The sequence below is a fragment of the Streptomyces sp. NRRL F-4489 genome, assembly GCF_001509485.1.
Lineage (GTDB): Bacteria > Actinomycetota > Actinomycetes > Streptomycetales > Streptomycetaceae > Streptomyces.
This window is the reverse complement of record NZ_LLZI01000249.1, coordinates 24,670-41,661: the sequence shown is the minus strand read 5'-3', so window position 1 is coordinate 41,661 and position 16,992 is coordinate 24,670. Positions and strand designations below refer to the sequence as shown.

Below are 16,992 nucleotides of genomic sequence, written 5' to 3'. Positions count from 1 at the left end.
CGCGGCCCTCTCGAAGCCCCCCATATCGGCCCTCTAGCCCACCCTGATGACGACACGCCGGAGCCACCCGCCGTCCAACGGGTGAATACGTCGTTCCGCGCCACCCGAAGAGCCGACGTTGTCCCCCGAATGCGGCGTTCTCCGGTGGTGCCGCGCCCGATTACGGCTGACGGTGATCACGTCGCTACTGCGATCCGATGTGCCGACGAAGTGTCAGCCTTCGCAGTCGCGCCGAAAGGAACATGTCTCCATGCGCACTGCCCGCACTCTGCTCGCCTCCGCCGCCATCACGGCGGCGCTGACCATCTCCGCGCCCGCGGCATACGCCATGGGCCTGGCCGAGGACGTCACCTCGGGCAGCGGTACCGCGGTCACCGGCAACGACCACGACCACGGCAATAGCGACCACGACCGGAACGGCAGAGGCGACCGTGACCGTGACCACGGCCGTGACCGTGACCGTGACCACGGTCGGGACCACGACCGCGACCGTGACCGGGACCGTGACCGCGACCACGGCCGCGGTGACCACGACCACGGCCGCGACCACCACCGCAAGCCGCACGGCGGTGTGCACACCGGCGGCGGCGCGCTGGCCATGCCCGTGACCGGGGACTGGGACCAGGGCTACGGCGACGACCACGGCCGCGACCGTGACCGCGACCACGGCCGTGACCGTGACCGTGACCACGGCCGTGACCGTGACCGTGACCGTGACCACGGCCGTGACCGCGACCGTGACCACGGTGGCTACGGCGACCGCGACCACGGTGGCTACGGCGACCGCGACCACGGCCGCGGTGACCACGACCACTGGGGCCGCCGCCCGCACGGCGGTGTCCACACCGGTGGCGGCGGGATGGCGATGTCCGGCAGCGGTCTGGCCGCCGGCTCGGTCCTGATGCTCGGTGGTCTGGGTGCCGGTGCCTACATGCTGCGTCGCCGCAACACGTCGGGCACCGCGGCCTGATAAGGCTGCCCCCTCCGGAGGTCGATGTGCAGTCGCGGCCACCGTCCTCGCCGGACGGTGGCCGCGGCGATTGCGGCCCCGCCGCGCCGGTGCCGCGCGCCCCCTCCGCGCCTCGCCCCGCCCGCTCACGAAAGGCCCTCCCATGACCGCCCAGCAGCCGCCCCAGCCGAATCCCGACCCCGACCCGCCCACGGCAGCCGCCGCGGCCCGCCCCGCCGGGCGCGGCCTGATCTGGGCAGCGGGAGCCTTTCTGCTGGGTGCCTTCCTCGTCTACAACTCCGTCGACACCTCCGCGGACGCCACCACCCCGCAGTCCCGGCCCGCGGTCGCCGCCTCCGCCTCGCACCGGGCCGCCACGCCCCGCACCGACCTGGCGCTGCCCCGGTCCGCGCCGAAGCGGCTGACGATCCCGGAAATCGCCGTGGACGCGCCGTTCACCCAGCTCACCCTGGCCCCCACCGGGCAGCTCAACCCCCCGCCGGCCGGCGACACCAACCTCGTCGGATGGTTCAAGGACGGCGCGGCGCCGGGCGAGCGCGGTGCGGCGATCGTCGCGGGGCACGTCGACACCAAGACCGGGCCGGCGGTGTTCCTGCAACTGGAGACCCTCAAGCCCGGCAGCACCGTGGAGATCACCCGTGAGGACGGGATCGTCGCCACCTTCAAGATCGACTCGGTGGAGACGTTCAGCAAGGCGAACTTCCCCAACGACCGGGTCTACTCCGACACCCCCGACGCCCAGCTCCGGCTGATCACCTGCGGTGGCGCCTACGACCGCAAGGCCAAGGACTACGTGGCCAATGTGGTGGCGTTCGCCCACCTCGTCTCGTCGAAACGAGCCTGAAGCGCGAAGCGCGCGTGAACCGGCCATGACCACGGCCCGGGCCGGCCGGCCACCGGCCCGGGCCGTGCGAGCGCCCAGCCACGGGCCGTTCGCCTCCCTCCGGCCCGGGCCTTTCGCCTCCCGTCACCGCGCCCGACACGCGGTCCCGGCGGGTCTGCTCTCCGCGCGGAACGGCCGGGGAAATAATGGCGAATATGAGGCACCGAATTCCGCTCCGTGACGGGAAGAAATGAGCGCCCGCCGCAATCCTCCGGGCCCGCGCCGGGACCGGAGGGTTTCCGGTGGGCGGAGCGCCGAGACCGAACGCCTTCTGCGCATTCTGCTGCGCCGCAGGAAAGAGCCGCTGAGCGCCGAGGACGTGACGATCACCGACCGTCCGGCGGTGCGCCGGGCGGTGTCGGCGGCCGCGCTCGGCAACATGATGGAATGGTTCGACTTCGGCGTCTACGCCTATTTGGCGGGGACGTTGGGGAAGGTGTTCTTCCCCGCCAGCTCGTCCGGCGCCCAGGTGGTCTCGTCGTTCGCCACCTTCGCCGCGGCCTTCGTCGTCCGGCCGCTGGGCGGGATGGTGTTCGGGCCGCTCGGCGACCGGATCGGACGGCAGCGGGTGCTGGCCGCCACCATGATCATGATGGCGGTCAGCACCTTCGCCGTAGGATTCCTGCCCAGTTATCACGCCATCGGCTTCACCGCGCCGATTCTGCTGCTGATCTGCCGGCTGGTACAGGGATTCTCCACCGGCGGCGAATATGCCGGAGCCACCACCTATATCGCCGAATACGCCCCCGACAAACGGCGCGGATTCCTCGGCAGCTGGCTCGACTTCGGCACCTTCGTCGGCTATTCGCTGGGTTCCGGACTGGTCACCGTCCTCACCGCGGTGCTCGGCGAGGACGGGCTGGTCTCCTGGGGCTGGCGGCTGCCGTTCCTCGTCGCCGGACCGCTCGGACTGATCGGCCTCTACATGCGGCTGAAGCTGGAGGAGACCCCGGCCTTCCAGCGCGAGGCCGAACTCGCCCACCAGGAAGCGGAGGAGAGCGTCGCCGCGGGCGGTGAGGACCCGGTGGAGACCGCCCGCCAGTCCGGTCACGGCCGGCTGCGGGAGATCTTCACCCGGCACTGGCAGGCCGTGCTGATCTGCATGGGGCTGGTGCTGCTCTACAACGTCACCAACTACATGGTGACCTCCTACCTGCCGACCTTCATGACCGAGACGCTCGGCGAGGACCCGCTCACCGCCCAGCTGCTCGTCCTCGGCACGATGATCGTGGTGGTGCTGACCATCACCACCGTCGGCCGCAGCTCCGACCGCTGGGGCCGCCGCCCCCTCTTCATGTCCGGCAGCATCGCCCTGATCGCGCTCGCCTACCCCGCGTTCCTCCTCATCCGGGCGGGCGGCATCCTGCTGCCCGCCTTCGGCTGCCTGATCCTGGGACTGCTGCTGGTGTGCTTCGCCGGCACCTCCGCCGCCACCCTCCCGGCGCTGTTCCCGACCCGGCTGCGCTACGGCGCGCTGTCCATCGCGTTCAACATCTCGGTGTCGCTCTTCGGCGGCACCACGCCGCTGTTCGCCTCCGGGCTGGTGGCGCTGACCGGGAGCCGGATGGTGCCCGCGTACTACCTGATGGCGGCCGGCGTCGTCGGCCTGTTCTCGACGCTCTTCCTGCACGAGACGGCGGGCAAGCCGCTACGGGGCTCCGGTCCGATGGTGGAGACCAAGGAGCAGGCCCGCAGGCTGGTCGCGCACAGCCGCACCGAGGCCGGCCGGCGCGCCCGCGACATCTGGATCCGGCTGCGGCACCCCTGGCACCGCCACTGACCCTCCGCCCGTCCCACCGCCGGGCCCCCGTTACGCCCGTACCGTGCCGTCCCAGCGCCACCGGGTGCGGCGCGGGTGCCCGGGAAGCTCGGCGCGCCCGGTGGCCCAGAGCAGGGCCGGCCAGGGCGCCGCGCCCTCCGGGGCGTCCGGGAACAGGCGGGCCAGCACCCGGGCGCACAACTCGGCCGGCGGCTCCCAGCCGAGCCCCAGACCGGCGGCCAGGTCGTGGGTGTGCACCAGCGTCTCGACGATCCCCATCGCCGCGAAGCCCTCCGCGTCCGAGACGCCGAACACATGGTGGGCGCGGACGTGCGGGGGAGTGGTGCGGACCATGGCGACCAGCAGCGCGCCGCACGACTCCAGGACCGCGAGGAGCCCGGCCGGCCCGGCGGCCCGGTCGGCGTGCACCGCGTTGGCCGGGCCGCCGGGCCGCCGGCGGTGCCAGTCGAACGGCACCTCGCGGTCCAACGGCGGTGCGGCGGGCCCCAGTTGGGCGGCGTAGGCGAAGAGGTCGTCGGCGAGGTGCTCGGCGGTCTCCCAGCAGTCCCACTCCAGCGTCCCGGCCGGGCCGCCGTCCCAGGCCGCGGCCGGCGCGGTGCGCAGCAGCGCCACCGAGAGCCGTACGGCGCGGGCGAGATCATCGGCGGTGACGGGGCCGGGTGCGGCGGTGGCGGGGGAGGGCCGTTCGGGTATCCCGGCCTGCGTCTCGGAGGTGGACATGACGAGACGCTATCGTGCGGGCCGGTACGGGCCCGGCGCGGGTCCGGTACGGTCCGGTCGTCCGCGGACCGGGCCGCGGGTGACGCGACGCACGGAAACTCCGACGCGCTGTCGGTAACTGTCCGGATTTGACGTTCTATCATCGGCGCCATGTCCGCCCCTGAACTCATCCGCATCGTCTCCCGCGACTCGCCCATGGCCCTGGCCCAGGTGGAGCGCGTCCGCACCGAACTGGCCGCGCTGCATCCCGGCATCACCACGGAGGTCGTCCCCGTCAAGACGACCGGTGACCGGTGGATGGGCGCGCTCTCCCAGGTGGAGGGCAAGGGGGCGTTCACCAAGGAGGTGGACGCGGCCCTGCTGGCGGGCGCCGCGGACCTCGCGGTGCACTGCGTCAAGGACATCCCCGGCGACCGCCCGCTGCCGGCCGGGACGACGTTCGCCGCCTTCCTCAAGCGCGACGACGTCCGCGACGCGCTGATCCACCCCGGCGGGCTCACCCTCGACGAGCTGCCCGCCGGCACCCGTATCGGCACCTCCTCGGTGCGCCGGATCGCCCAGCTCGCCGCCTCGCACCCGCATCTGGAATGCGTGCCGATGCGCGGCAACGCCAACCGCCGGATGGAGAAGCTGGCCGCCGGCGAGGCCGACGCACTGCTGCTCGCCGTCTCCGGGCTGGAGCGGATCGGCCGCACGGACGCGATCACCGAGATCCTCCCGGTCGAGATGATGTGCCCGCCGATCGGCGCCGGGACGCTCGCCCTCCAGTGCCGGGAGGACGACACCGCCACCATCGAGGCGGTCAGCGGCCTCGGCGACCCGGCGACGTACCGCGAGACCATGGCCGAGCGGATGCTGCTGCACGTCCTCCAGGGCCACTGCAACAGCCCGATCGCCGGCTACGCCACCACCGACCGGCGCGGCGAACTCTCCCTGCGGGCCAGCGTCTTCACGCCGGACGGCAAGACCGTGCTCAACGCCCACGAGTGGGCCGGTCCGCTCACCCCGGAGACGCTGGGCACCTCCGTGGCCGTGGCGCTGCTGCGCCAGGGTGCCCGTGAGCTGATCGACGGGATCGCGCACTGACGCGCTGACCCGCCCGCGTACCGTTCCACCCGCGCACCGACCCCGACGACCCCGCCGCCGCGACCAGGGAGCCCGCGCCATGCGCCTTCGGATGCCCGCCGAGTGGACCCCGCACGACGCCTGCCTGATGGCCTGGCCGAGCCGGGAGTCGCTGTGGGGCGCGGCCTTCGGGGCCGCCCGCCGGGAGTACGCCGAGGTGGCCCGGGCGATCGCCGCCTTCGAGCCGGTGATCATGATCGCCGCGCCCGGGCAGGGCGCGGCGGCCCGGGCCCGGTGCGGTGCGGACATCGAGATCATCGAGCTGCCGCTGGACGACTCCTGGCTGCGGGACTCCGGCCCGGTCTTCGCCTTCACCGACGACGGCCGCCGGGTCGGCGTGGACTTCCGCTTCAACGCCTGGGGCGGCAAGCACCGCCCCTGGGACGACGACGACCGGCTGACCGCGCGGCTGCTGGAGCGGCTGGGTATCGAGCGGGTGCACTCCGGGATGGTGCTGGAGGGCGGATCGTTCACCGTCGACGGCGAGGGCACGCTGATCACCACCGAGCAGTGCCTGCTGCACCCCAACCGCAATCCCGCGCTGACCCGCGCGGACATCGAGGCCGAGCTGGGCCGGCGGCTGGGCGCGGAGAAGGTGATCTGGCTGCCGTACGGCGGGGTGGAGGACACCGAGACGGACGGGCATGTGGACGGGGTCTGCGCCTTCGTGGCGCCCGGGAAGGTCGTCGCGTTCCTCCCGGACGACGAGCGCCACCCGGATTTCGCCCGGATGCGGGCCAACCGCGACATCCTGGCGGCGGCCACCGATGCCCGGGGCCGCCGGCTGGAGATCGTCGAGCTGCCGCAGACCGCGTACGGCACGGTCGGCGGCGAGCCCGTCGAGGTCGGCTATCTGAACTTCTATCTGGCCAACGGCGGGGCGGTGGTCCCGGTGGGCGGCGGCGACGGGGACGAGGCCGCGCTCGCGGTGCTCGCCGGCGCGCTGCCCGGCCGCCGGGTGGTCGGCGTACCCGCCCCGACGCTCGCCTACGGGGGCGGCGGGGTGCACTGCATCACCCAGCAGCTGCCCCGGGCGCCCCGCCCCGTCCAGCCGGCCTGACCGAAGGAGCCGGCCGCCCGCTCAGGACTGCGGGCGCTTGCCGTGGTTGGCCGCGTGGTTGCGGCGGGCCTTCTTCTTGCGGCGGCGCTTCGACGACATGGTGTCTCCCTTCGTCACGAGGGCCAATGGTGCATTTCCGGCATGTCTACCACTTTGCCGGGTACTCGGCCGGGGGAGCGGAGGTGGTGTCGGGGGCGCGCGGCGAGCACTCCCGAGCCGCGCCGTGCTGCGGTGAGCCGTCCCGTGGTCGGCGGCACCCGTCGGCAGCCGCTATGCTTGCTGGATACAAGCAATGTATCCAGTGGACCGGCTGGAACATGCCTTCACGCATGCACGCATTCAGTGCGAGGGATCACGACGATGAGTAACGGCACGGTCCATGCCTGCGACGCGGACGGGGTCGCGCAGATCACCGTCGCGTCGAGCCTGGACGAGGCCGCCGCGGGGCTGGGAACGGAAGTGGTCCGTTTCAGCCGCCTGATCGCGGCCTGGAAGCAGCGGGTCAAGCACGACGCCGGGGCGGCCGACCGGGTCCTGCTGGCCAGGCTGGTGTGCGGCGGGGACCAGCGGGCGACCGATCTGGCCGCCGACGCCTTCCTCGACCTGTCGACCGTCAGCCGGCAGGTGCGCTCGCTGGTCGAGCGGGGCCTGGTGGCCCGCCGCCCCGACCCCGAGGACCGCCGCGGGTCGCTGCTGACCGCGACCGAGGCGGGGCGGGCCCGCTTCGAGGACTACCGGCGTCAGCGCGACGCCGAACTGGCCGGGATCCTCGAATCCTGGTCGCCACAGGACCGGGCCGACCTGATCCGGCTGCTCAGCCGGCTCAACAAGGACCTGGCAGAACGACAACACTCACGGCCGGGCCCCGGGGGAGACCAGGGCACCGCCGTGGAGCAGGGAGAGATACGTACATGAGCACAGCCACCTCTCCGCCAGGGGCGCAAGCCAAGGCGATACCCGGGGCGGGGGCGCTCAGCCACCGCCAGATCCTGACCATCCTCAGCGGCCTGATGCTGGGGATGTTCCTGGCCGCGCTCGACCAGACCATCGTCAGCACCTCCATCCGGACCATCGCCGACGACCTGCACGGGCTGAGCCAGCAGGCCTGGGCGACCACCGCCTACCTGATCACCTCCACGATCGCCACGCCGCTGTACGGCAAGCTGTCCGACCTCCACGGCCGCAAGCCCTACTACCTCGCCGCGATCAGCATCTTCGTGGTGGGCTCGGTGCTCTGCACCTTCTCCACCTCGATGACCGAACTCGCGTCGTTCCGCGCCCTCCAGGGCCTGGGCGCCGGTGGTCTGATGTCGCTGGCACTGGCGATCATCGGCGACATCGTCCCGCCCCGGGAGCGCGCCCGCTACCAGGGCTACATGCTCGGTACGTTCGCCACCTCCAGCGTCGCCGGTCCGCTGATCGGCGGCGCGCTGGCCGGCCAGGCCACCCTGCTCGGCATCACCGGCTGGCGCTGGGTCTTCCTGGTCAACGTGCCGATCGGCATCATCGCGCTGTTCGTCGTCGCCAAGGTCCTCAACATCCCGCACACCCGCCGCAACCACCGCATCGACTGGTGGGGCGCGCTGACCATCACCGTCGGCGTGGTGCCGCTGCTGCTCGTCGCCGAGCAGGGCCGGGAGTGGGGCTGGACCTCGGCCGCGTCGATCGCCTGCTACGCCATCGGTGTCGTCGGCATCATCGCCTGGATCTTCGTCGAGCGCTGGATCGGCGACGACGCGCTGATCCCGATGCGGCTGTTCCGCAACGGCACCTTCAGCAAGACCAGCGTGCTGTCCGTGCTGATCGGTATGGGCATGTTCGGCGGGATGCTGATGATCCCGCAGTACCTCCAGATCGTGAAGGGCGCCAGCCCCACCAAATCGGGCCTGGAGATGCTGCCGCTGATGGCGGGCATGATGATCGCCTCCATCGTCTCCGGCCAGGTCACCGCCAAGACCGGCCGCTACAAGGTCTTCCCGATCGTCGGCACCGCGCTGATGATCGCCGCGATGCTGCTCTTCCACTACCGCGTCCAGTGGGACACCGCGCTGTGGGAGACCATGGTCTACATGCTCGTCTTCGGCCTCGGCCTGGGCGGCTGCATGCAGACCCTGGTGCTGGCCGTGCAGAACGCGGTCCCGCCGCGCGACATGGGTGTGGCCACCGCGTCCTCCACCTTCTTCCGGCAGATGGGCGCCACCGCCGGTACCGCGATCTTCCTGTCGGTGCTGTTCAGCACGGTCGGCGACAAGATCGGCGACGCGTTCAAGGCGGCCGCGTCCACCGCGCGGTTCCAGGGCGCGCTGAAGGACCCGTCGGTGCTGCACGACCCGGCCAACAAGCCGGTGCTCGACATGCTCAAGCACCCCGGCAACGGCGGCGCCTCGGGCGTGCTGAGCGACTCCTCGTTCATCCAGCACCTCGACCCGCGGCTGGCCGAACCGTTCAAGCGCGGTTTCGCCGACTCCATGCACACCGTCTTCCTGATGGGTGCGATCGTGGTCGCGCTGGCCTTCGTGCTGATGTGGTTCATCAAGGAGGTGCCGCTGCGGCAGATGTCGGGCCTCCAGGCGCGCGCCCAGGCCGATGCCGAGGCGAACGGCGAGGTCCCGCCGGCCGCGGAGACCGCGCCGGCCGAGGCCCCGGCCCCGGAGGCGGTCCCGGCCCCGGAGGCGGTCCCGGCCGCCGCCGCGACCGCCGTGGCGGCGCCGGCCCCCGGCCCCGACGCGACCGGCCCGGTGATCACCGGCACCGTGCGCGACAGCGGCGGCCACCCGGTGCCGCAGGCCGCGGTCACCCTGATCAGCGTCGGCGGGCGGCAGCTCGGCCGCACCACCACCGACGCGGACGGCGGCTACGCGCTGCCGACCACCGGCGCCGGCACCTACGTCCTGATCGGCTCCGCCGGCGCCCGCAAGCCGCAGGCGCTGACGGTCGTGGTCGGCGCCGAGCCGGTCACCTTCGATCTGACGCTCAGCGGCGCGGCCGGACTGTCCGGCGAGGTCCGCGAGGAGAAGAACGACGACCCGGTGCCCGGCGCCCTGGTGGTGGCCACCGACATCCGCGGCGAGGTCGTGGCCTCCGGCGTGGTGGGCCAGGACGGCGGCTTCGCGTTCGAGGAGCTGACCCCGGGCAGCTACACCCTCGCGGTCAGCGCCGAGCGGCACCGCCCCTCCGCCCTCCAGGTGGAGGTCGCCGCCGGCACCCGCAACTGGTACGAGGTCCGGCTGACGCTGGGCGCCCAGGTCCGCGGCACCGTCCGCACCAACCGGGGCGGCCCGGTGGGCGACGCCCGGGTCACCCTGCTGGACCCCGCGGGCAACGTCGTGGGCAGCGCCACCAGCGGCCACGACGGCGAGTACGTCTTCACCGACCTCGACAGTGGTGAGTACACGCTGATCGCCAGCGGCTACCCGCCGGCCGCCGCGCCGCTGCGGCTGACCGCCGCCGGCCAGGCCGAGTGCGATATCGAGCTCAGCCACGACACGGTGAACTGACACCCGCCGCCACGGCAACGGGCAAGGGCGAGGGCCCGGCGACTCCGGTCGCCGGGCCCTCGCCCGTACCCGGGGACGGCTACCGCTGCCGGGGCCGCATCACCTCGCCGCCGGCCGGGGCGGAAAGGCCCTCCACGGCCGGCGCCGGCTCGTGCCGGGAAGTGAACGGGCAGGTCCAGTCCGGCTCGGTGAACCGCCCCGAGAAGTGCCGGGCCGGCTGCTCGTACTCGTACTCCGCGAAGCTCGGGTTCACCGAGCCGTTGATGCGCTGCTCGCGGCGGCGGATCGCGTGCTGGAGCGAGTAGAACTTCTCGCCCAGCAGCATGAACTGCGCCAGCGAGTTGAAGGCGATCGCCGGCACCGGGGCGCGGCGGCTGGCCCGGGACGACCCGGGGTGCATCCCGACCAGGAAGAACGACATCCCGCCCACGTGGAAGCCGAAGTGCGGCTGGGTGGGGTCGGAGGTCGAGCCCGTCTCGACGCCGTGGCCGGGGGCGTCGAGGTCGTGCATCAGCTGGAGGTGCCGCCACAGCACCTCCTCGAACGCCGCCTCGTCGAGCCCGTCCGGTCCGTCGAAGGTCGCCACGAACGTGCGGAAGCTCTGCGCCGACAGCTGCGGGCGGACCTCGGTGACGTACGCCAGGACGTCCTGGTGGTTCCGCTCGGCCGCTTCCGGGTCGCCCAGCTCGCCGTAGTGCCGGTGGGTGATCGCCGCGCGCTTGAGGGCGGAGCGGGCGCCCAGGCAGCTGAACTCGCGGGTCTGTATGAAGTGTTCCAGTGCGGCACGGTGCGCCGCGGTACGGGGTTCGGTCATGGGGAGCCTTGATCGGTGGAGGGTGGTCGTGGCGGGCGGGGTATCCGGGAAGATCGGCGGCTGCCGTGATCGACAGTGCGGTGCCCTGGCCGGCACGGCAAGGACCTAACCGGACAAAATCCGGCCGTTGCCTGCTTACGGGGCGTCGGGCGCGTCCGCTGCCTCGTACGCGTCCGCGTCCCCTGGTGCGCAGGCGTCCGCGTCCGCCAGATAGGTGTGCAGGCGTCCCGAGCCGTCGAGCATCGCCCGGGACCGGTGGGTCAGTTCCTCCGCGCGGCGGGCGAGTGCGGTGCGCAGCTCCGCGCTGCTGCCCGTGCGCCGCAGGCCGTCCAGCACCGTGCGGATCCGCGGCAGCGGATAGCCGCCGCGCCGCAGCAGCTGGACCAGCCGGGCGTCCCGCAGCTCCGCCGGGCCGTACCAGCGGTACCCGGTGGCCGCTTCCCGCTCCGGCGCCAGCAGCCCGGCGGACTCCCACACCCGCAGTGCCGAGGTGCGCAGCCCCAGGCGGGCGGCGACCTCCCCGATGCGCAACGGGAAGCGGTCGCCCGGACCGGCCGGCTCCGGATGGTGGCCCGCCAGGCCGTCCAGTGCCCGCTCCACCTCCTGGAGCGCCTGCCGTTCCCCGTGCAGCTCGGCGTGGCCGGCGTCGATCAGCGCCAGCGCCTCCGGCACCCGTCCGGTGTGCACCGCCCGCATCACCGCCTGCGCGGCCGGCCGCCCGTAGCCGCGCGCGAGGGCCCGGTAGGTCAGGACGGCCGCGCGGTGCCGGGCGGAGTAGCGGCGGTAGCCGGACGGGGACCGGGGCACCGGGGGCAGCACCCCGTCGTCCTCGTAATTGCGGATCAGCTGGGTCGAGACGCCCGCCAGCCGCGCCAGGTCGATCGGCCGGAGGGTGCCGTGCGCCCGCGTCCCGGACATCGCCGCCCGCCTTTCCGCCGGACGGGCGCCCCGCCGTCCGCCACCGATTGCCTCGCAGTTGGGGTGCAGGCTAACGGGGACGGCGGCCGGGCGGGCTAACGGGGCCCGGCCGCCCCCCCCGCCTGGACCGCGACGCGCTGCGGAGCCGATGCCCCCCGCCTAGGCTGCCGCCCATGAACGGACAATTCGACGTCGTCGTCCTGGGCGCGGGCCCCGGAGGGTATGTCGCGGCCATCCGGGCCGCCCAGCTCGGGCTGCGCACGGCGATCGTCGAGGCGAAGTTCTGGGGCGGGGTGTGTCTCAACATCGGCTGCGTCCCGTCGAAGGCCCTGCTGCGCAATGCCGAGATCGCCCACCTCGTGGGCCGCGAGGCGAAGACCTTCGGGATGCGGGTCGACGGCCAGGTCACCTTCGACTACCGCGAGGCGTATCTGCGCAGCCGCAAGGTGGCCGAGGGGCGCGCCAAGGGCGTGCACTTCCTGATGAAGAAGAACAAGATCGAGCAGTTCGAGGGCGTCGGCACCTTCATCGATCCGCACACCCTGCACGTCACCCTGGGCGACGGCCGCACCGAAACCCTCTCGTTCCGCCACGCCATCATCGCCACCGGCTCGGTCACCCGGCTGCTGCCCGGCACGTCGCTGAGCCGCCGGGTGGTGACCTACGAGGAGCAGATCCTCTCCGACGAACTGCCGGGCAGCATCCTGATCGCGGGGGCCGGCGCCATCGGCGTGGAGTTCGCCTACGTCCTGCGCGCCTACGGTGTCGAGGTCACCCTGGTGGAGTTCCTGGACCGGGTCGTTCCGCTGGAGGACGAGGAGGTGTCGGCCGAACTCGCCCGCCGCTACCGCAAGTTGGGCATCAACGTGCTGCCGTCCACCCGCGTCGAGGGGATCGACGACTCCGGGGAGAAGGTCCGGGTCACCGTCACCACGGGCGGCCAGCGGCAGACGCTGGAGGCCGACAAGGTGCTCCAGGCCATCGGCTTCCAGCCGCGGATCACCGGCTTCGGACTGGAGAGCACCGGCGTCCGGCTGACCGACCGCGGCGCGATCGACATCGACGGCCGGTGCCGGACGAGCGTGCCGCACATTTACGCCATCGGCGATGTCACGGCCAAGCTGATGCTGGCGCACGCCGCCGAGGCGATGGGCGTGGTCGCGGCGGAGACCATCGCCGGCGCGGAGACCATGGAGCTGGACTACCTCATGATCCCGCGGGTGACGTTCTGCCAGCCGCAGATCGCCAGCTTCGGCTGGACCGAGGCGCAGGCCCGCGAGCAGGGCTTCGACGTCCGGGTGGCGAAGTTCCCGTTCACCGCCAACGCCAAGGCGCACGGGCTCGGCGACACCGCGGGCTTCGCCAAGCTCGTCAGCGACGCCCGCTACGGCGAACTCCTCGGCGCCCACCTCATCGGCCCCGAAGTCACCGAGCTGCTACCGGAGTTGACGCTGGCCCAGAAGTGGGACCTCACGGTCCACGAGCTGGCGCGCAACGTCCACGGCCACCCGACCCTCGGCGAGGCGATCCAGGAAGCGGTCCACGGCCTGGCCGGGCACATGATCAATATGTGACCGGTCAGCATATGGCCGATCAGCGCGGTGACCTGCGGCGATGAGTGGGACTCAGCCGCTGGCCGGATCGTCCGATCGTGTCGCCGACGACGTTGTCCAACTGATCTGTGCGTGGAGTCAGGCTCGGCCCGGTGCCGCCTCCAGTGACTTGCCGAACGTCAATGTAACAACTAACGTTACGACGACCTGAGGCGTGAAGGGGGTGAGGGGCGATCAGTGCCAACAGCAGACTGACCATCGCCGCGCATGCCCTGACGTGGATCGGGCTGTACCAGCGCCGCGGCCACGACGTGGCCACCTCCGAGCAGATCGCGACGAGCGTCAACACCAACCCGGTGGTGGTCCGCCGCCTCCTGTCCGAGCTCCGCCGGGCGGGCCTCGTCGCGTCGCGGCGAGGCGCCGGTGCCGGCTGGACGCTGGCACGGGACCTGGAGGAGATCACCCTGCTCGATGTCTACGAGGCGGTCGAGCCGGGGCCGCTTTTCGCGCTGCACCGCTCGCGGCCCGACCCCGAGTGCGTCGTGGGCCGCGGCATCGGGCCGGCGCTGACCTCCGCCTACACAGAGATCGAGGCCGCCCTCCGTCAAGAGTTGGCGAGGATCACACTGGAGTACGTCCTGCGGGACGTACTCAAAGCCGCCTAGCACGCCCCTCGGGCCGTATCGGTGGCAGTTTTCCGCGCCGTCGATGTAACAAACATGGTTACCTCAAGGATCCGGAGAATCCCATGGGACAGCTGGACAACAAAACCGCCCTGGTGACCGGCGCTTCCACCGGCATCGGTCTGGCCATCGCGCGCCGGTTCGCCACTGAGGGAGCGACGGTCTACCTGACCGGCCGCCGCAGGGCCGAACTGGACACCGCCGTCGCGCAGGTCGGTGACCGGGGAATCGGCGTTCAGGGCGACGTGTCGCAGCTCGACGACCTCGACCGGCTCTTCGCCGGGATCGAGGAGCGCAGCGGACGCCTCGACATCGTCGTCGCCAACGCCGGCCTCGGGGACTACGGCCCGCTCGGCAAGATCACCGAGGAGGAGTACGAACGCACGACCTCCGTCAACCTCAAAGGCACGATCTTCACCGTGCAAAAGGCCCTGCCTCTGCTGCCGGACGGCGCCTCGGTGATTCTGCTCTCCTCCAGCGCGGCCCTGCGCGCTGTCCCGGGCCTGGGTGTCTACGCCGCCACCAAGGCCGCGATCCGCAGCCTTGCCCGCACGTGGGCCGCCGAACTGGCCAACCGCCGGATCCGCGTCAACGCCCTGACGCCCGGCCCCGTCGAGACCCCCGGCGGTGACGAACTGCGGGCCGCGTTCCCGCAGGACAACCAGTCCGCGGCGGCCCAGCCCGCCGCACCGACCCCGCTCGGTCGCGCCGGTCACCCCGACGAGGTCGCCGCCACCGCCCTCTACCTGGCCGGAGACCAGAGCTCCTTCACCACCGGTGCGGAACTACTCGTCGACGGCGGCGCAACCCAGCTCTAGAGCTGCCCTGATACGCATGCGACACTCGTGCGACTTGCCGTGGGCGGGGTGGCCTGTCTCCCCGCTGAAGCCTGCGAAGCCGGGCCGGCCAGGTGCGGACCGGCGCGGCCTTGATGCGGGGCCGGAGTAACTGGAGCAGCCGCGAGCAAGCGGCCCGAAAGCTCCGGGAACCGATCGATGCGGGCGACACCGTCTCGGTGCCGGTGCCGGTGCACGTGTCCGGGGACAGAAAGGGAATGCCCCTCTCGGTCGCGGTGCGCCCTCCCGATCACGCGGACCGGGACAGCGTGTACGGGAAGCTGACGCTGGGCTGAGAGGTTGCTGACGCGGTTTCCGGCGCTCTCCCTGGTGGGGCTGCGGGGCCTGTCCAAGGCCCCGGCGGATCGCTGTCTCCACGGGTGAGTAGGCGCTGTCGGCCCGCTCCGGTTCGTACGGGGCGGCGGGCAACAGGGGCGGTTGGGCCATGAAGCGGGGTCGTGGGCCGTGGTGTGGTGGTTCCGCGTGGATCAGGAAGGTGCGGAACAGTTCGCGGTACCGCGCAGGGGGAGCGCTTCACGCCGATTTCATCGGCTGCGCCTAGCGTACGCATCCCCGGCATCCTGCGCGCAGGAGCTTCCTCAAAAGGCCATGTACCTAACGGTGTTGACGCGGCAACCGCTTCCTCCGTCGTCCGGGGGGCCGCGGGAAGGAGGGCGCCGTGAGTGACTACGTCAAGCGTCTGCCTCCGGCAGCGCTGCCGGAGGGCGGTGTGGCGTCCTGGTCCGTCGCCGACGCCGAGCGCTGGCGGGCGGCTCGCGTCCCGGCGATCTTCAGCCCAGCCGTGGGGAGTTGGCTACTCCTCGTCCTGGTCACCGCGTCGTACGTTCTGACGTCCGGGTTCTCGGCGCCGCGGTGGAACGGTGGCGCGTCGATGCCTGGCGACACCGACTGGCTCGGGTACCCCGCGACGGTCCTGCTGACGGCGCTGCCGTGGTGGTACCGCTACCTGCCGGTCCCCACGGTGCCGGCCGCGGTCATGGTCGCCGTGGAAGCGGCCCGCTCACTGGCGTCTTCCGACACCGGCGACCGCCTGGCCACCAGCGGATACTGCCTCGCCCTGGCCGTCTCCGCAGGGGCGTTCACGGGTGCCTGGCTGCGCCTTCGGGCCCGCCGCGAGCAGCGGGCGCTCGCCCTCGCCGCGGCCGGCCCGCGCCGTCACGAACTCCCGGACGGGGCGCCCGAGACGGACGACTACCGCGGCTACCGGCAGTTCTACCTCGGCCTCGGTTTGTGCCTCGTCGCCGGCGTCCTCCTCATCCACGGTCTCGTCAACAGCCTGATGGCGCCGGACCACGCACCGTACGACGCCGTCGGGCAGCAGGTCGCCGCCCTGCTGTTCCTCGTCCCCGGAACCACGGTGTACGGGCGCGGCCACGTCGCCTACCGAGCGGCCCGTCGGCTGAACGAGGCACCCCAGCCGGCTCTGCTGGTGGGCGTACGCATCGGGCCGGACGGCTACCACTGGCTGTATCCGGACGCCCGCACCACCTCGGGGCGGCCCCTGATCACCTACTTCCCGCGGGCACGGGACACCGACGGCACCGCGCGCCTCCTGGGCACCGATTCCGCCTACGGAGCCGGCGACGGGCACTACGACATCGACCCCCGCAGCGAACCCTTCGAGGCGGTCCTGTACGGCGCGCCCTGGGAAGGTGCCGAGGTCGCCCTGGAGTACGCGGTCATTGACCGCAGTGCGTACCAGGGCTCGGAGCGTACGTACGCCGCCGTCACGGTCGCCCAGCTGCTGCCGCGCCGGCACCATGGCCTCGGTCCGTGGCAGCCGGCGGACGGCGCGGCCCGTGCCGCCGCCCGGCGCGAGCGGATCCGCAAGGAGGAGCGGGAGAGACGGGAATGGGCCGAGAAGCAGGAAGAGCGCCTGCGCCAGCGGCAACGGACCTCCTCGACGCGGCGGACACCCCGGGGGCGCGGGGGCGGGACGCGCGGCCGGCGACACGGCAGGCCCGGCAGCTGGGGCGAGGGGCACGGCTGCGGAACCGGCGGTCACAGCTGCGGCGGCAGCCATGGCTGTGGCGGGCACGGTTGCGGAGGGCACGGCTGCGGCGGCGCATGAGCGACCGGTGCCGCCGGCCGGGCGGGCGCACCGTCGTGGCCGTGGCATCCGCGGGTCGCAG

15 protein-coding genes and 1 pseudogene are annotated in these 16,992 nt (G+C 72.5%); 11 read left to right on the top strand and 5 right to left on the bottom strand.

Annotation, left to right across the window (positions count from 1 at the left end; genetic code table 11):
* Positions 1 to 250 precede the first annotated feature (250 nt).
* From ADL22_RS35500 to proP, 3 genes are all read left to right on the top strand, one after another.
* Positions 251 to 970 carry a hypothetical protein gene (locus ADL22_RS35500; RefSeq protein ID WP_066984078.1) on the top strand — a complete coding sequence of 240 codons (720 nt, stop codon included), beginning with the start codon at positions 251 to 253 and terminating at the stop codon, positions 968 to 970.
* A 142-nt stretch (positions 971 to 1,112) separates the two neighbouring features.
* Positions 1,113 to 1,814 carry a class F sortase gene (locus ADL22_RS24995; RefSeq protein WP_066984075.1) on the top strand — a complete coding sequence of 234 codons (702 nt, stop codon included), beginning with the start codon at positions 1,113 to 1,115 and terminating at the stop codon, positions 1,812 to 1,814.
* A gap of 229 nt (positions 1,815 to 2,043) precedes the next feature.
* Positions 2,044 to 3,633, top strand: a complete 1,590-nt coding sequence (gene proP, locus ADL22_RS24990) for a glycine betaine/L-proline transporter ProP (protein ID WP_066984072.1) — start codon at positions 2,044 to 2,046, stop codon at positions 3,631 to 3,633.
* A 30-nt stretch (positions 3,634 to 3,663) separates the two neighbouring features.
* Here the strand turns inward: proP and ADL22_RS24985 are convergent, their stop codons facing one another.
* The gene (locus tag ADL22_RS24985) at positions 3,664 to 4,353 is read right to left on the bottom strand and encodes a hypothetical protein (protein ID WP_066984069.1); all 690 of its coding nucleotides are present in this window, start codon (positions 4,351 to 4,353) and stop codon (positions 3,664 to 3,666) included.
* A gap of 150 nt (positions 4,354 to 4,503) precedes the next feature.
* Here ADL22_RS24985 and hemC point away from each other — a divergent pair, with 150 nt between their 5' ends.
* Together hemC and ADL22_RS24975 are read left to right on the top strand one after the other, a co-directional pair.
* Complete coding sequence (gene hemC / locus ADL22_RS24980) at positions 4,504 to 5,439, top strand: hydroxymethylbilane synthase (protein WP_066984065.1); 936 nt, start codon at positions 4,504 to 4,506, stop codon at positions 5,437 to 5,439.
* Positions 5,440 to 5,518: 79 nt separating this feature from the next.
* Positions 5,519 to 6,538 (top strand): agmatine deiminase family protein, encoded by a 1,020-nt coding sequence (locus tag ADL22_RS24975; RefSeq protein WP_079064401.1) that lies wholly within the window; start codon positions 5,519 to 5,521, stop codon positions 6,536 to 6,538.
* Positions 6,539 to 6,559: 21 nt separating this feature from the next.
* Here the strand turns inward: ADL22_RS24975 and ADL22_RS37035 are convergent, their stop codons facing one another.
* The gene (locus ADL22_RS37035; protein WP_372503274.1) at positions 6,560 to 6,655 is read right to left on the bottom strand and encodes a 50S ribosomal protein L37; all 96 of its coding nucleotides are present in this window, start codon (positions 6,653 to 6,655) and stop codon (positions 6,560 to 6,562) included.
* Positions 6,656 to 6,898: 243 nt separating this feature from the next.
* On the opposite strand from ADL22_RS37035, the gene ADL22_RS24970 reads away from it, so the two are divergent.
* Together ADL22_RS24970 and ADL22_RS24965 are read left to right on the top strand one after the other, a co-directional pair.
* Positions 6,899 to 7,453 (top strand): MarR family winged helix-turn-helix transcriptional regulator, encoded by a 555-nt coding sequence (locus ADL22_RS24970; protein WP_066984059.1) that lies wholly within the window; start codon positions 6,899 to 6,901, stop codon positions 7,451 to 7,453.
* The gene (locus ADL22_RS24965; RefSeq protein WP_066984056.1) at positions 7,450 to 10,035 is read left to right on the top strand and encodes an MFS transporter; all 2,586 of its coding nucleotides are present in this window, start codon (positions 7,450 to 7,452) and stop codon (positions 10,033 to 10,035) included. Before ADL22_RS24970 ends, ADL22_RS24965 begins: the two co-directional genes overlap by 4 nt.
* 79 nt (positions 10,036 to 10,114) lie before the next feature.
* Here the strand turns inward: ADL22_RS24965 and gntA are convergent, their stop codons facing one another.
* Together gntA and ADL22_RS24955 are read right to left on the bottom strand one after the other, a co-directional pair.
* Complete coding sequence (gene gntA / locus ADL22_RS24960) at positions 10,115 to 10,849, bottom strand: guanitoxin biosynthesis heme-dependent pre-guanitoxin N-hydroxylase GntA (RefSeq protein ID WP_066984053.1); 735 nt, start codon at positions 10,847 to 10,849, stop codon at positions 10,115 to 10,117.
* A gap of 135 nt (positions 10,850 to 10,984) precedes the next feature.
* Positions 10,985 to 11,767, bottom strand: a complete 783-nt coding sequence (locus ADL22_RS24955) for a MerR family transcriptional regulator (protein ID WP_066984049.1) — start codon at positions 11,765 to 11,767, stop codon at positions 10,985 to 10,987.
* Between the two features lie 173 nt (positions 11,768 to 11,940).
* Here ADL22_RS24955 and lpdA point away from each other — a divergent pair, with 173 nt between their 5' ends.
* The 3 genes from lpdA to ADL22_RS24940 all read left to right on the top strand — a co-directional run bounded on the left by lpdA (position 11,941) and on the right by ADL22_RS24940 (position 14,821).
* Positions 11,941 to 13,341, top strand: coding sequence for a dihydrolipoyl dehydrogenase (gene lpdA / locus ADL22_RS24950; RefSeq protein WP_066984046.1), 1,401 nt, complete (start codon positions 11,941 to 11,943; stop codon positions 13,339 to 13,341).
* A gap of 212 nt (positions 13,342 to 13,553) precedes the next feature.
* Complete coding sequence (locus ADL22_RS24945; RefSeq protein WP_066984043.1) at positions 13,554 to 13,985, top strand: Rrf2 family transcriptional regulator; 432 nt, start codon at positions 13,554 to 13,556, stop codon at positions 13,983 to 13,985.
* Positions 13,986 to 14,068: 83 nt separating this feature from the next.
* Entirely contained in the window at positions 14,069 to 14,821 is a 753-nt protein-coding gene (locus ADL22_RS24940) for an SDR family NAD(P)-dependent oxidoreductase (RefSeq protein ID WP_066984040.1), read from the top strand.
* 360 nt (positions 14,822 to 15,181) lie between these two features.
* On the opposite strand, the pseudogene ADL22_RS36420 reads toward ADL22_RS24940, so the two are convergent.
* Positions 15,182 to 15,346: pseudogene (locus tag ADL22_RS36420) on the bottom strand (phytanoyl-CoA dioxygenase); the annotation flags it as partial.
* A gap of 172 nt (positions 15,347 to 15,518) precedes the next feature.
* Here ADL22_RS36420 and ADL22_RS24930 point away from each other — a divergent pair.
* Complete coding sequence (locus ADL22_RS24930) at positions 15,519 to 16,931, top strand: hypothetical protein (RefSeq protein ID WP_066984034.1); 1,413 nt, start codon at positions 15,519 to 15,521, stop codon at positions 16,929 to 16,931.
* The last annotated feature ends 61 nt before the right edge of the window (positions 16,932 to 16,992 follow it).